Here is a 14057-nt window from a genome sequence, read left to right as displayed (position 1 = left end):
GTTTAAAAATCTGCGAAAATCTGTGTAATCAGCGGGAGCAAAAATAAACAGAATGAAAAAATACACTCACATATTAGCATTAAGTATCATTGCTACAACGCTATTTTCTTGTGGAAAAGACAATGGAAAAGCAGATGGTTATGGAAATTTTGAAGCAACAGAAATAACCATTTCAGCAGAAAATAACGGAAAACTGATTCAGTTTAATGTTAATGAAGGTGATAAACTTAAAAAAGATCAATTTGTTGGTTTTATAGATACTATTCAATTGGCTTTAAAACGTGAACAATTAGTAGTTTCTAAATCTGTAGTTAGTTCAAAATCTAAAGGAGTTTTGTCTCAAATTTCTGTGCTAAATTCAAAGTTAAAGACTGCTAAAATTAATAAAGTTAGAATAGAAAACTTAATTAAAGACAACGCAGGTACACAAAAACAATTAGATGATGTTTCTGGAGAAATGGATATTATTAAAAGTCAAATTAGAAGTGTCGAAATTCAGAATGCACCTGTTGTAAACGAGTTAAAAAATATTGATGTTCAATTAAAACAAATTGATGATCAAATTAAAAAAAGTAAAATTATTAATCCTGTTAGTGGAACCGTTTTAACCAAATATGCAGAGCCAAATGAGATTACTGCTTTTGGAAAACCTTTATATAAAATTGCAGATCTAAGTAATATGGAATTGCGTGTTTATGTAAGTGAAATACAATTGTCAGACATTAAAATAGGACAAGAAGTTAGCGTTAAAATTGATGGAATTGATGCAATGAAATCTTATAAAGGAGTTGTTAGTTGGATTTCTTCTGAAGCAGAATTTACACCAAAAATTATTCAAACAAAAGAAGAAAGAGTTGCATTGGTCTATGCTGCTAAAATTAATGTTGTAAACGATGGAAGTTTAAAAATAGGGATGCCTGCAGAAATGTGGATAGATAATTCAGATAATAATAAATAATGATGAAACTAAGATTCTTAAATACTACAGGAGCATTACTTGCTTTTTTTATCGGAATAATGTCTGTGTTTTCAGGATCATTAGTATTGTTTGGTACTGCAACGAAAGATTACAATGTATTGCAATGGCTTGTAATTTATAATGTAATAGTTGGAGTCATTTCAATTATTGGAGCTTATTTAATTTGGAGGAATACACTAATTAGTAAGAAACTGATTCTTGTTATTCTAGGGTTGCATTTTTTAATACTATTTTATCTCGCTTTTTTTAGTGAAACTGTTGCTGTTGAAAGTATTCAAGCTATGTCTTTTAGAGTAGTTATATGGCTAATTATAGCAATTGTATCAATATTAATTTCAAAATATCTTCATAAAAAATAATTATAAATTTATGAGTATTACTGTTTCTAACATATCAAAATCTTATAAAAAAGTAAAAGCTTTAGAAAACATTTCTTTTGAGGTGAAACCTGGTGAGCTTTTTGGATTAATTGGTCCTGATGGAGCAGGTAAAACCACGCTTTTTAGAATTTTAACCACGCTTTTAATCGCAAATGAAGGTGAAGCAAGTGTTGCTGGTTTTGATGTAATTAAAGATTATAAAAGTATAAGAAAGAATGTTGGCTATATGCCAGGGAAGTTTTCATTGTATCAAGATTTAACTGTTGAAGAGAATTTAGATTTTTTTGCAACTATTTTTGGAACAACCATTGAAGAAAATTACGATTTAATAAAAGATATTTATATTCAAATAGAACCTTTTAAAGATCGTAGAGCAGGGAAATTATCTGGAGGAATGAAGCAAAAACTAGCTTTATGTTGTGCTCTAATTCATAAGCCAAAAGTGTTGTTTTTAGATGAACCCACAACTGGAGTTGATCCTGTTTCGAGAAAAGAGTTTTGGGAAATGTTGAAGCGTTTACAGAAAAAAGATATTACAATTTTGGTTTCTACACCATATATGGATGAAGCTGCTTTATGTGATAGAATTGCGTTAATTCAAGATGGAGAAATCCTTGAAATTGATACGCCAGAAGCTATTGTAAAACATTATCCACAGCCAATTTATAACGTAAGTGCAAATAATATGTACCAGTTAATAAATTGTTTAAATGATTTTGAATCGAATCACAGTGTTTATCCTTTTGGTGAATTTGTACATTATACAGATAGTAGGTCTGATTTTAATCCAACGGAGTTGGAAACTTATTTAGAATCTAAAAATCTATTCAATATTAAAATAGAGAGAACAGTAGCAACGATTGAGGACACCTTTATGGAATTAGCAAAATAATGGAAAATAATAAAGTCATACAAGTAGAAGGATTAACCAAAATGTTTGGTGATTTTACGGCTGTAAATGCAATTACGTTTGAGGTTGAAAAAGGAGAGATATTTGGCTTTTTAGGAGCCAATGGGGCAGGTAAAACAACTGCAATGAAAATGTTAATAGGTATTTCTACTCCTTCATCAGGTAAAGCAAATGTTGCAGGTTTTGATGTGCATACACAAGCAGAAGACATTAAGAAAAATATTGGTTATATGAGTCAGAAGTTTGCACTTTATGACGATTTAACTGTGAAAGAAAATATTACTTTTTTTGGAGGGATTTATGGTTTGTCAAGAAAACGAATCAAAGAAAAAGCAGCGAGTTTAATAGAAGAACTAGGCTTGCAAGATGTTGCAAATAAATTAGTAGGCTCTTTACCTTTAGGATGGAAACAAAAATTATCGTTTTCTGTGTCTTTAATTCACAATCCGAAAATTGTTTTTTTAGATGAGCCAACTGGTGGAGTAGATCCTATTACAAGACGTCAATTTTGGGAGTTAATTTATAAAGCAGCTCATCAAGGAACAACCGTTTTTGTAACTACACATTATATGGACGAAGCAGAATATTGCGATCGTGTTTCTATAATGGTAAATGGAAAAATAGAAGCTTTAGACACACCAAAAAAGTTAAAGGAACAGTTTAAAGTTGATAATATGAATGATGTGTTTTTAAAATTAGCTAGAGGATAATAATATGTCCCGCAGATTTCACAGATTTTCGCAGAAAAAAAAATTAAAGTGTAATTAAAAAATCTGCGTTTATCTGCGTAATCCGGGGGAGAAAGAAAAAGAGAAATTATGGAAGAAAAAACAGAAAACGAAATTTCATACCTAATAAGAGGAGCAATTTTTAATGTATACAATGAATTAGGTCCAGGTTTGTTAGAATCTGTATATGAAACTGTTTTGATGTATGAATTGCAAAAACAAGGACTATTAGTCAAAAAGCAAGTGACACTTCCTGTGTTTTATGACGGTATTGAATTAGAAATAGGTTTTAGATTAGATTTATTAGTAAATAATAAAGTAATTATTGAAATCAAGTCAGTAGAGACGTTATCTAAAGTACATCATAAACAAGTGCTAACTTATTTAAAAATTTCAGAAATGAAGTTAGGTATTTTAGTGAATTTCAATGTAGATGAAATCACAAAAGGCATTTTTAGAAAAGTAAACGGGTTATAATAATAAAAAATCTGCGGTAATCTGTGAGATCTGCGGGAGATACAAAATGAAAAGATTTATAGGCTTCATAAAAAAGGAATTCTTCCATATATTTAGAGATAGACGTTCGTTGTTTATTCTATTTGGAATGCCAATTGCCCAAATTTTATTGTTTGGTTTTGCCATTACAAATGAAATTAATAATGTTGATATTGCTATTTTAGATCATTCAAAAGATGCAACAACAAAAGAAATTATCAATAAAATAGCTGCTTCAAAATACTTTAGCATCAATCAATTTATTGAAAAAGAATCAGATATCGAAGTTGTTTTTAAGAAAGGAAAAGTAAAAGCAGGTTTAAATTTTGAAAAAGATTTTAGTAAGAGTCTTATCAAAGAAAATAATGCAAGCATACAAGTAATTACAGATGCTACAGATCCAAATACTGCAAATACGATCACAAATTATGTAAATGCGATTCTTCAAAGTTATTTAAAAGAACAGAATAAAAGTGTCGAGCAAGTTTATCAAATTGTACCACAAACACATATGGTTTACAATCCAGAATTAAAAAGCGTGTATATGTTTGTTCCTGGTGTAATGACTATTATTTTAATGCTTGTTTCTGCAATGATGACTTCTATTTCTATCACTAAAGAAAAGGAACTAGGTACTATGGAAATTTTATTAGTATCACCATTAAAACCGATTCAAGTAATTGTTGGTAAAGTATTTCCTTATATTTTTCTGTCAATAATTAATGCTATTGTTATCATTGTTTTGAGCATATTTATCTTTAAGATGCCAGTTCAGGGGAGTCTGTTTTTATTAGGAATGGAAAGTGTTTTGTTCATTATAACAGCTTTGGCATTGGGTATTTTAATATCAACAATTTCTGCAACACAACAAACAGCGATGATGATTTCTTTAATGGGATTAATGCTACCAGTAATATTACTTTCTGGATTTATTTTTCCGATTACAAGTATGCCTTTACCATTGCAAGTGATTAGTAATATTATTCCTGCTAAATGGTTTATCATTATTATTAAAGCCATTATGTTAAAAGGAGTTGGACTTCAATTTGTGTGGAAAGAGACTTTAATTCTAATTGGAATGACAGTGTTTTTTATTGGGTTGAGTGTTAAGAAATATAAAATTAGATTAGAGTAAAAACAGATAATAGAAAATAGATGAAAGAAAAAGACTTGATATCATTTAAAGCGTCTTTGTTCTTTATTCTATTCTCTTTATTCTTTTAAAAATATGAAAACGATTCTATACATTATACAAAAAGAGTTTAAGCAAATCTTTAGAAATAAAGGAATGTTGCCAATCATTTTTGTACTGCCTTTAATTCAGTTGATAATTTTATCAAATGCTGCAACTTTTGATGTTAAAAACATAAAGTTTGGGTATGTAGATAATGATCACACATCAACATCTAGAGCGTTAATAGAAAAATTTAATGCTTCTACTTACTTTAATGTTTTAACAGATTTTCCTTCAGAAAAATTAGCGAGTCAAGCAATGTTAAATGGAGAAGTTGATGTTGTTTTAGAAGTTCCATTATATTTTGAACAAGATTTTTTAAAAGAAAAAAAAGCAGCTTTAGGCGTTACTATTAATGCAATTGATGGTGCAGCAGCAGGTGTTGAAAATGTGTATGTAACTCAGATTATTCAACGTTTTAATAAAGAGTTAAAAGTTGACGTTTCTCAATTTGGTCAAATGCAAAGTCAACCAATACAAATTACTACAATTCCTTCCTTTTGGTATAATAAAACACTGAATTATAAAACGTTTATGGTTCCTGGTATTTTAGTTTTATTGGTAACTATGATTACACTTTTCCTTTCTGGGATGAACATTGTTCGAGAAAAAGAAATAGGAACATTAGAGCAAATTAATGTAACACCAATTAAAAAAAGTCAATTTATAATCGGAAAATTATTCCCTTTTTTAGTTTTGGGTTTAGCTATTTTAAGTGTTGGATTATTGATTGCAAAAGTCATCTTTAATGTGCCAATGGTTGGTAGTTTACTTTTGATGTATTTCTATACTTCAATTTATATATTGGTAGTTTTGGGGATTGGTTTGTTTATTTCAAACTTTACAGATACACAACAACAAGCGATGTTTATTGCTTGGTTTTTTATGGTGATTTTCATATTAATGAGTGGATTATTCACGCCAATTGAAAGTATGCCTAAATGGGCACAAACGATAACCGATTTTAATCCGATAAAATATTTTGTTGAGGTAATGCGCATGGTAATGCTGAAAGGTTCTGGCTTTATGGATATTCTTCCGCAGTTATTAAAAACATTAATGTATGCTATTATTATGAATGGATTGGCGGTTTGGAGTTATAAGAAAACCACATAAATTCTGTTTTTATCATTTTCTTCAAATTATTAGTAAAAAGCAGTGTAAAGTTAGCGTTGTGAATACTCAATTATTGATATATTGCAGTGTTCTGTAGAATTATATATGCGCTAACTAGAATAAAAATCAATAAATTGGAAATATTATTTAAGACAATTTGGATTGGACTTTTACTAATTACTTTTTATGTATTTAGCTGGTTAACATTTGGGGAGTTTATATTTGGAGACTTTGGAACTGGTAATTTTACATTATGGAGATTTATCATTCCAAATATTTTAACTTTTGGAATCTTAATTATTTACACAAAAGAACTTTTATTAGGGTATAAACCTAAAACAAAAAACCAGAATTTAAAGTCATTAATAATTTTCTCCTTTTTAATTATAATTTTGACTTTATTACAAATCCCTCAATTTGAATTATTATTTACGGATTTGAAACCGGAATTTTGGCAAATTATTTTATCACTTATAATTGTATTAACTTCATATTTAGGAATAATAATGAATAGAATACTTAAAATTAAAGACCTGAATAAAAAAATAGCAAAGAACTCCTTATAAAAAATACTTCATTTAGCTAAACCAAAATCCTAATTTTCCTTATATAAAACAGATAAATGAATCTAATGAATTCTAAAATCCTTATTTTTAACCTTCTTTTAAAAAATAGCATTTAAGGAATGTCAATCACTAAAAAATTCGGAACATTTGCAGGTGTTTTTACACCCTCATTATTAACCATTTTGGGTGTAATAATGTATATGCGTTTAGGTTGGGTTGTTGGAAACGCAGGTTTATTGGGCACAATTTTAATTATTCTTATTGCTCATGTAATTTCAATATCAACAGGTCTTAGTGTTTCTTCTGTTGCCACTGATAAAAAAATTGGAGCTGGTGGAATTTATTATGTTTTATCAAGAAGTATGGGAATTCCTATTGGAGGTTCTATTGGTATTGCATTATATGTTGGTACTGCTTTTTCTATATCACTATATTTAATTGGTTTTGCAGAGAGTTTTAATAGCTATTTAGATTTAGGAATGGCAGTAAATGATTTTAGAATTACAGGTACAATTGCCCTTGTAGTATTAACTGCTTTGGCATTAATTAGTACTTCTGTCGCTTTAAAATCTCAATATTTTATTTTGGCAGCAATTGTACTATCTCTTGTTTCTATACTAATAGGATCACATAATTTTACTCCACAATCTGTCCCAATGTTTGCAACTGAAGGTTCAGTGCCTTTAGAGATTGTGTTTGCAGTGTTTTTTCCTGCTGTTACTGGTTTTACTGCCGGTATAGCAATGAGTGGGGATTTAGAAGATCCTAAACGTTCTATTCCTCGTGGTACTTTATTAGCAATCGGAGTCGGGTTAATTGTGTATTTAGTTTTAGCTGTTTTTATCGCTTATACAATAGATTCTAACGTTTTAAAATCGGATTATAATATTTTAATGAAAATAGCTTTTTTTGCTCCTGTAGTTATTGCTGGAGTTTGGGGAGCAACATTATCATCAGCTTTAGGAGGTATTTTAGGTGGGCCAAGAATTTTACAAGCTATGTCTGTTGATAAAGTAACTCCTCGTTTTTTTGCAAAAGGAAGAGGTGAAAATAATGAACCTGTAAATGCTCTGTTGCTTGTGTTTTTAATAGCAGAAGCTGGAATTTTAATAGGTGAATTAGATGTTATTGCGCGTGTTGTTTCTATGTTTTATTTAACAGCTTACGGATTTATAAATCTTTCTTATTTTTTAGAAAGTTGGGCAAATCCTGATTTTCAACCGACTTTTAAAATTAAAAGATGGATAGGTTTGGTTGGTTTCGTGGCTTGTTTTGCTGTGATGTTTAAATTAGATATGATTGCTATGATTGCTTCTTTAGCAGTAATTGGAGGATTGTATTTTATGCTAGAAAGAAAGGAAGTCAAAATAAAATCTACTGATATTTGGAAGAGTGTTTGGGAGAATGTTGTTAATAAAGGATTGATGAAGATTGATACAAAGCATCACATTAATTCTAACTGGAATCCAAATATTATTCTTTTTAGTGGTAAAAGTGAGCATCAATCTTATTTATTAGAGTTAAGTAAAGCTGTTTCAGGAAAAACAGGAGTTGTTACTAATTTTAAGCTAATCGTTGATAAAGAGAATAAAATTCCATTAAAAAAGACTGAGCAGATTGTTAGAGAGGAATTATATAATGATTTAGGGATTTTTGCAAGACAGATAAAAGTCGATAATTTATATAAAGGGATTACTAACATTGCCACTACTTTTGGTTTTTCTGGAGTAGAACCTAACACCATTATGATGGGTTGGCCAAAAGGTCTTGAAGGTTCTTCTGAATATGCAGAAATGACTGAAACATTGCTGTATTTAGATTATAATTTATTGTATTTAGATTTTGATAGAAAGTCAAAATTTGGTGATTATACATTGATAGATTTATGGTGGCGAGAAACAGATAGTAAGAATGCAGAAATGATGTTAAATATTGCTCGTTTTATTATTGCTTCACCAAAGTGGGATAAAACTTCGATACGTGTTTTATTTGTTGATTATAATGGAGTTAATCCAGACGTTATTAAAACAAAAATAGCAAAACTTGTAGAAGATCTTAGAGTAATTGTAGAAATTGTAATTGTGGCAAATGTTGTAGACCAAACACCTTTTTATGATTTAATAAAGAAGTATTCTAAGTCTACAAATTTAACTTTAGTTGGTATCCCTAATTATAAAATTGAAAAACAAGCAGAGTTTGTACTTAAAACGAATTACTTATTTGAAACGATTGGTTCAACCTTATTAGTAAAAGCTGCAAACAATTTTAATGTGTTGGATTTAGATTTTAATAAAAGTAAATAATTAAAATGCTTGTGTAACATAAGTTACCGTTTATAATGATTTTTACTCGTAACTTTATTTGTTAAAGAACAAGTTATGAGGACGAAACATTTAGTATTAGCTTTCTTTTTATTGACAATTGTAAATTCATTTTCACAAGATCAATTTACTGTTGAAATAGAACCTCTAATTATTGCAGATGCGCCAAGTGTACATTCTTTTTCTTGGGCAAAAACTACTGATGGAAAATGGATAATTATTGAAGGACGAGTAGATGGTTTACATCAAAGACAACCTAATGCTGCTTTTCAAGAAAAAGATAATAACAAAAGTGTTTATGTTATAGATCCTGTTGCTAATAAAACTTGGAGTACAACGATCAGTGTTTTACAAGCATCAATTTTTGAGCAGTTACAAGCTACAAATCAAGAATTTTATCAAAAAGAAAATACACTTTATATTATTGGTGGTTATGGTTTTAGTACAACTGAAGATGATCATGTTACGTATGATAAATTAACAGCTGTTGATGTTGATGGTTTATCCAATGCTGTTATTAATGGAACAACTATTACACCCTTTTTTAGACAAATTACAAATACTAATTTTGCAGTTACTGGTGGGCAATTAGGTTTTCTAAATGAGGTGTTTTATTTGTGTGGCGGACAATATTTTAAAGGTCAGTATAATCCTTTGGGACCAGATAATGGACCTGGGTTTATTCAAAGTTATACAGATGAAATTAGAACTTTTCAAATCAATGATGATGGTACAAATCTTTCAATCATAAATTATTTAGCACAAAACGACAGCGATAATTTACATAGAAGAGATTATAATATGGCTCCGCAAATTTTTCCTGATGGAAGTGAAGGTTTTACAATGTTTAGTGGTGTTTTTCAACATTCCGCCAATTTACCATGGTTAAATAGTGTTGATGTTTCTGGTTCCGGTTACACGGTTAATACTACTTTTAATCAGTACTTAAGTCAATATCATAGTGCCAAAATACCCGTTTATGATACTGATAATAATGCGATGCACACCTTGTTTTTTGGAGGAATAAGTCAATATAAATTAGATACAAATGGTAATTTAATTAAAGATGATAATGTGCCATTTGTAAAAACGATTAGTAAAGTCTCAAGATTTAGTGATGGTTCAATGGTAGAAAGTAGTTTAGGGATTGAAATGCCTACTTTATTAGGTACTGGTGCAGAATTTATTCCCTTACAGAATAATTCAAATTATCTAACCGAAGAAATTGTAGATATCAATAATTTACAAGAAGGTAAAACATTAGTTGGTTATATTTTTGGAGGAATTGAAAGCACTCAAGAAAATATATTCTTTATAAATGATGGTACACAAAGTAGTGCGAGTAGTTTAGCGTTTAAGGTATTTATTAATAAAACAACTTTAAATGTTGGCGAAGTAAAATTAACAACAAGTAATATTTATAATCTAAAAATTTATCCAAATCCATCAAAAGATATTTTTTCAATTGATGTGTTTATCCCTAATACAGAAGAAAGTGTTTTAGAAGTTTTTAATGTTTTAGGAGTAAAAGTTGAATCAATAAAAATTGAAAAATCAATTGGATTAAAAACAATTCTTTTAGATCTATCAAAAGTGGCTTCTGGAGAGTATGTTTTAATTTTTAAAAACAATTCTAATATTATTGAGAAAAAAATAATAAAACTGTAATTATTCGTAATGTAACAAAAGTTACTGTGTAGTTCTTTTGTTGAAATTATCTTTAACTAAAATATAAAGTATGTCTAAAATTGTCATTTTAGGAGCAGGGATTTCTGGTCACGTTGCAGCTTCTCATTTAAGAAGAAAGTTGTCTAGAGACCATGAAGTTGTTGTGGTTTCTCCAAATAGCAATTATCAATGGGTTCCATCTAATATTTGGGTGGGAATTGGTAGGATGAAATCTGAAAAGATCTATTTTCCTTTAGCTCCTTTATATAAAAAGAAAGGTATTGGTTATAAACAGGCAAAAGCAATTTCATTTTTTCCTGAAGGTGATAAAGGCCAAGAAAAACCATATATTTTAGCTGAATATGTAGTTGGAGAAAATAAAGGGAAACAAGAAAAAGTAACTTATGATTATTTAATTAATGCAACAGGACCTAAACTTAATTTTGAAGCTACGGAAGGTTTAATTCCGGGAAAAAATAAAGCCTTTTCTGTATGTACTTATACACATGCAGATCATGCTTGGGAAGGTTTAGAAGCTTTAATTCAGGAAATGAAAAAAGGTAAGAAAGTTAAGATTCTTATTGGTACTGGTCATGGAAAATCAACATGTCAAGGAGCCGCTTTTGAGTATATTTTAAATGTAGAACAAGAATTGCACAAATATAATGTGCGAGATATGGCAGAAATCACATGGATTTCTAATGAGTATCAACTAGGTGATTTTGGGATGGATGGAATGCTTCTAAGTTATGGAAGTATGACAATGAAATCTCATGAAATGGTTGAGATGATTTTTGAAGACAGAGGTATAAAATGGATACTTGGTGCTGGCGTAAATAAAATTGAAGACGGATTAGCACATTATGAAAATCTAGACGGAGAGTATAAAAAAGAAACGTATGATTTTGCAATGTTAATTCCTTCATTTTCTGGTCATGGTTTTAAAGCCTATGATAAACACGAAAAGGAAATTACAGAAAAACTTTTTAAAGGTTTTATGATTGTCGATGCAGATTATACTGCAAAACCATATGAAGAGTGGTCTGTTAAAGATTGGCCAGAAACGTATCAAAACCCAAGTTATAAAAATATTTTTGCACCTGGAATTGCATTTGCACCTCCACATGCAATTTCTAAACCAAGAAAAAGTAAAAACGGAACCGTTATTTCACCTGCACCGCCAAGAACAGGAATGCCTTCTGGTATTACTGCAATAGTAGTAGCAGATAATATAATAGATTCTATAAAAAACGGAAAAGAATCACTGAATCATAAAGGTTCTATGGGAAATATGGGAGCTGCATGTATTGCTTCTGCTGGTTATGGATTTACATCAGGAAGTGGTGTAAGTATTACAACGTTTCCAATTGTACCAGATTATGAAAAATATCCAAATACACAAGGTAGACAATTAGGTAAAACCTTTGGGGAAATAGGTTTAGCAGGTCACTGGTTAAAACTGGCTTTGCATTATTCTTTTATTTATAAAGCAAAGATGAAACCATTTTGGTGGTTGATTCCTGAATAAGAAGTGAACCCAAGTTTTTACTTGGTGTGAATCGCTTATCCTGAAAGACCAGAGGGATATTCAGGATCTCATGAAGATATTATAAGAATTTAATAATTAGTAGAATGACACAAAGAATATCAAAATATCAAAAATTCAAAATGATGAATCCAATCATTCAGTTTTTCAAATTCATTTATTTAAGTTTAAAAATAATGATTGTTGTTGCTGGAGGACATGGAGGAACTAGAAAAGTAAGCTGATGTGGTTATCAGTTTAGGTTGGTTAAGATGTTGGTGGTTCAATATCTTGAAAAAAGAGAGCTTTATGCTCTCTTTTTTTTGTAAACAGATTGTAAGTGGTTAAATAAGAGCTGAGTGACCTAGGTCATTCCATTATTGATAGTCTTGCGCTACTTTTATGTTATTAACTGTAAATAAAGGACAAAATGAAAAAAGTAATTTTAGCAATAGCATTTGTTGTTTTAGGAACAACGGCTATGATAGCACAAGACAAAGATCAAATTAGAGTTCAAGATCAAGATCGATTAATGTTAGTTGATGGTGATGTTTTGCAAATTAGAGACCGAGATCAAATACGATTAAAGGACAAAACAACTTTAAATGATGGTACCATCATTAATCCAAATGGAAGTTATCTAACAAGAGATCGTGATAGATTAAGATTAAAGGATGGTGAGTGTTTAGATTCTGATGGAGTTAAGTATAGAAACGAATATCAATATAGATATAAAATACAACAAGAAAATAAAGGGTTAACTCAATCTCAAATTCAAGAAAGAAACCAAAGTAGAGTTCATTATACTTTAATGGATGGAGAAATGTTTCAAATAAGAAATCAATCTCAAAACAGAATACAATCTCAATTAAAATTAAATGATGGAAGTGTTGTTAATGCAGATGGAACATACCAAACAAAAGATCGTAAACAACTAAGACTAAAAGATGGTGAATGTATAAATATGTATGGTAAATTATTTAAAAACACCTATAAGTATAGAAAAATGAATCTTAAAAAAGCTATGTTGAATAAAAAGCTTCAAAAAGCACCTAAGAAGCAAAAAACAACGGGTAAAAAAAGTTAAATAATTCAAAATTTTAAAGGGCTTTTTTATAAAAGCCCTTTTTTCATTTAAAATAAAATATTATGAAACTAATAAACTATAATATTCTAGTATTAATTTTGACTATTTTGTTTAGTAACTTAGTCAACTCACAGAATAATGAGGTTACAGAAAGTGTTAATGAATATAGTAATTCATCTTACATTTCTTTAAGCTTAAATTATATAAATGATGCTGTTTTTATGGGTAGGAAAGACTCTATTTCTACGCCTTATTTATATCCTTCCATTATGTTTCATCATAAATCTGGTTTCTATGCAAATGGATCATTTTCTTATTTAACAGAGCCAAATGAAAGCAGAATAGATTTGTCTTTAATTACAATAGGTTATGATTTTAGTATTAAAAAATTTGAAGGCGATATTTCTATAAGTAAGTACTTTTTTAATGAGGATAGTTACAATGTTATTTCTCAAGTAGAAACTGATTTAACAGTCAATTTAGAGTACGATTTTGATGTAATAGAGTTTGGTTTAATGGCAATTACTTTTTTTAGTAACGATAGTAATACCGATTTTATTTTAATATCAGAATTTAGTAAAGATTTTATTACTAATAATCAAAAATTTCAACTGTCACCAACAATTGGAGCTTCTTTTGGGTCTCAAAATTTTTACGAGCAGTATTATTCAAATACCCAATTCGGAAACGGTAAAAATCAAGGACAAGGTCAAGGAGGTAGCGATAATGTTATAGTTCAAAATAACATTCAAATTAATGAAAGTGAAAAATTCAATCTAATGGCAATTGAATTGAGTTTACCTATTTGGTATGTACATAAATCGTATGCCTTTTTATTTGTTCCAAATCTTGTATTTCCCCAGAACGAATCAGAGTTAATTATAGATGATATCTTAGTTCAGGAAGATTTAGACCCAACTTTTTACTGGATGATTGGAGTCAGTTATATGTTTTAATTGTTTAAATAAAATTTTAAATAATTAGGGCACTTTTTATAACATGTAACATTAGTTACAAACCACCACTTATTCTAAACTTACTTTTGTAC

The 14057-nt window shown here is 29.4% G+C and carries 14 protein-coding genes; all 14 read left to right on the top strand.

From position 1 onward, the window contains the following. Positions 1-52: 52 nt before the first annotated feature. The 14 genes from BTO07_RS10540 to BTO07_RS10480 all read left to right on the top strand — a co-directional run bounded on the left by BTO07_RS10540 (position 53) and on the right by BTO07_RS10480 (position 13965). Complete coding sequence (locus tag BTO07_RS10540; RefSeq protein ID WP_087521193.1) at positions 53-958, top strand: HlyD family secretion protein; 906 nt, start codon at positions 53-55, stop codon at positions 956-958. Next, the gene (locus BTO07_RS10535) at positions 958-1338 is read left to right on the top strand and encodes a hypothetical protein (RefSeq protein WP_087521192.1); all 381 of its coding nucleotides are present in this window, start codon (positions 958-960) and stop codon (positions 1336-1338) included. The genes BTO07_RS10540 and BTO07_RS10535 overlap by 1 nt, the downstream gene beginning before the upstream one ends. A gap of 10 nt (positions 1339-1348) precedes the next feature. Continuing rightward, positions 1349-2251 (top strand): ABC transporter ATP-binding protein, encoded by a 903-nt coding sequence (locus tag BTO07_RS10530; RefSeq protein ID WP_087521191.1) that lies wholly within the window; start codon positions 1349-1351, stop codon positions 2249-2251. Next, the gene (locus BTO07_RS10525) at positions 2251-2979 is read left to right on the top strand and encodes an ABC transporter ATP-binding protein (RefSeq protein ID WP_087521190.1); all 729 of its coding nucleotides are present in this window, start codon (positions 2251-2253) and stop codon (positions 2977-2979) included. Before BTO07_RS10530 ends, BTO07_RS10525 begins: the two co-directional genes overlap by 1 nt. Positions 2980-3087: 108 nt before the next feature. Then, the gene (locus tag BTO07_RS10520) at positions 3088-3474 is read left to right on the top strand and encodes a GxxExxY protein (protein ID WP_087521189.1); all 387 of its coding nucleotides are present in this window, start codon (positions 3088-3090) and stop codon (positions 3472-3474) included. 46 nt (positions 3475-3520) lie between these two features. After that, complete coding sequence (locus BTO07_RS10515) at positions 3521-4627, top strand: ABC transporter permease (protein ID WP_087521188.1); 1107 nt, start codon at positions 3521-3523, stop codon at positions 4625-4627. A 93-nt stretch (positions 4628-4720) separates the two neighbouring features. Continuing rightward, entirely contained in the window at positions 4721-5842 is a 1122-nt protein-coding gene (locus BTO07_RS10510; protein WP_087521187.1) for an ABC transporter permease, read from the top strand. A 134-nt stretch (positions 5843-5976) separates the two neighbouring features. Beyond that, complete coding sequence (locus BTO07_RS10505; protein ID WP_087521186.1) at positions 5977-6408, top strand: hypothetical protein; 432 nt, start codon at positions 5977-5979, stop codon at positions 6406-6408. Between the two features lie 119 nt (positions 6409-6527). Further along, on the top strand, positions 6528-8711 hold the full coding sequence (locus BTO07_RS10500; protein ID WP_087521185.1) for an amino acid permease: 2184 nt from the start codon (positions 6528-6530) through the stop codon (positions 8709-8711). A gap of 75 nt (positions 8712-8786) precedes the next feature. Beyond that, entirely contained in the window at positions 8787-10397 is a 1611-nt protein-coding gene (locus tag BTO07_RS10495) for a T9SS type A sorting domain-containing protein (protein ID WP_087521184.1), read from the top strand. 70 nt (positions 10398-10467) lie between these two features. Next, a complete protein-coding gene (locus BTO07_RS10490; protein WP_087521183.1) occupies positions 10468-11925 on the top strand; it encodes an NAD(P)/FAD-dependent oxidoreductase in 1458 nt (485 codons plus the stop codon). 104 nt (positions 11926-12029) lie between these two features. Next, positions 12030-12167, top strand: coding sequence for a hypothetical protein (locus BTO07_RS17440; protein WP_198342454.1), 138 nt, complete (start codon positions 12030-12032; stop codon positions 12165-12167). 185 nt (positions 12168-12352) lie between these two features. After that, positions 12353-13009 carry a DUF6799 domain-containing protein gene (locus BTO07_RS10485; RefSeq protein WP_087521182.1) on the top strand — a complete coding sequence of 219 codons (657 nt, stop codon included), beginning with the start codon at positions 12353-12355 and terminating at the stop codon, positions 13007-13009. 62 nt (positions 13010-13071) lie between these two features. Further along, positions 13072-13965, top strand: coding sequence for a MipA/OmpV family protein (locus tag BTO07_RS10480; protein ID WP_087521181.1), 894 nt, complete (start codon positions 13072-13074; stop codon positions 13963-13965). Positions 13966-14057: the final 92 nt, after the last annotated feature.

Source organism: Polaribacter sp. SA4-12, assembly GCF_002163675.1.
Classification (GTDB): domain Bacteria; phylum Bacteroidota; class Bacteroidia; order Flavobacteriales; family Flavobacteriaceae; genus Polaribacter.
This window is presented reverse-complemented; position numbering and strand designations above follow the sequence as displayed.

Bases quoted from the DNA above. Each gene is read 5' to 3' on its own strand.
- BTO07_RS10530 (WP_087521191.1), top strand. From the start codon at position 1,349: ATGAGTATTACTGTTTCTAACATATCAAAATCTTATAAAAAAGTAAAA.
- BTO07_RS10535 (WP_087521192.1), top strand. From the start codon at position 958: ATGATGAAACTAAGATTCTTAAATACTACAGGAGCATTACTTGCTTTT.
- BTO07_RS17440 (WP_198342454.1), top strand. From the start codon at position 12,030: ATGACACAAAGAATATCAAAATATCAAAAATTCAAAATGATGAATCCA.
- BTO07_RS10540 (WP_087521193.1), top strand. From the start codon at position 53: ATGAAAAAATACACTCACATATTAGCATTAAGTATCATTGCTACAACG.
- BTO07_RS10515 (WP_087521188.1), top strand. From the start codon at position 3,521: ATGAAAAGATTTATAGGCTTCATAAAAAAGGAATTCTTCCATATATTT.
- BTO07_RS10525 (WP_087521190.1), top strand. From the start codon at position 2,251: ATGGAAAATAATAAAGTCATACAAGTAGAAGGATTAACCAAAATGTTT.
- BTO07_RS10480 (WP_087521181.1), top strand. From the start codon at position 13,072: ATGAAACTAATAAACTATAATATTCTAGTATTAATTTTGACTATTTTG.
- BTO07_RS10485 (WP_087521182.1), top strand. From the start codon at position 12,353: ATGAAAAAAGTAATTTTAGCAATAGCATTTGTTGTTTTAGGAACAACG.
- BTO07_RS10495 (WP_087521184.1), top strand. From the start codon at position 8,787: ATGAGGACGAAACATTTAGTATTAGCTTTCTTTTTATTGACAATTGTA.
- BTO07_RS10490 (WP_087521183.1), top strand. From the start codon at position 10,468: ATGTCTAAAATTGTCATTTTAGGAGCAGGGATTTCTGGTCACGTTGCA.
- BTO07_RS10500 (WP_087521185.1), top strand. From the start codon at position 6,528: ATGTCAATCACTAAAAAATTCGGAACATTTGCAGGTGTTTTTACACCC.
- BTO07_RS10520 (WP_087521189.1), top strand. From the start codon at position 3,088: ATGGAAGAAAAAACAGAAAACGAAATTTCATACCTAATAAGAGGAGCA.
- BTO07_RS10510 (WP_087521187.1), top strand. From the start codon at position 4,721: ATGAAAACGATTCTATACATTATACAAAAAGAGTTTAAGCAAATCTTT.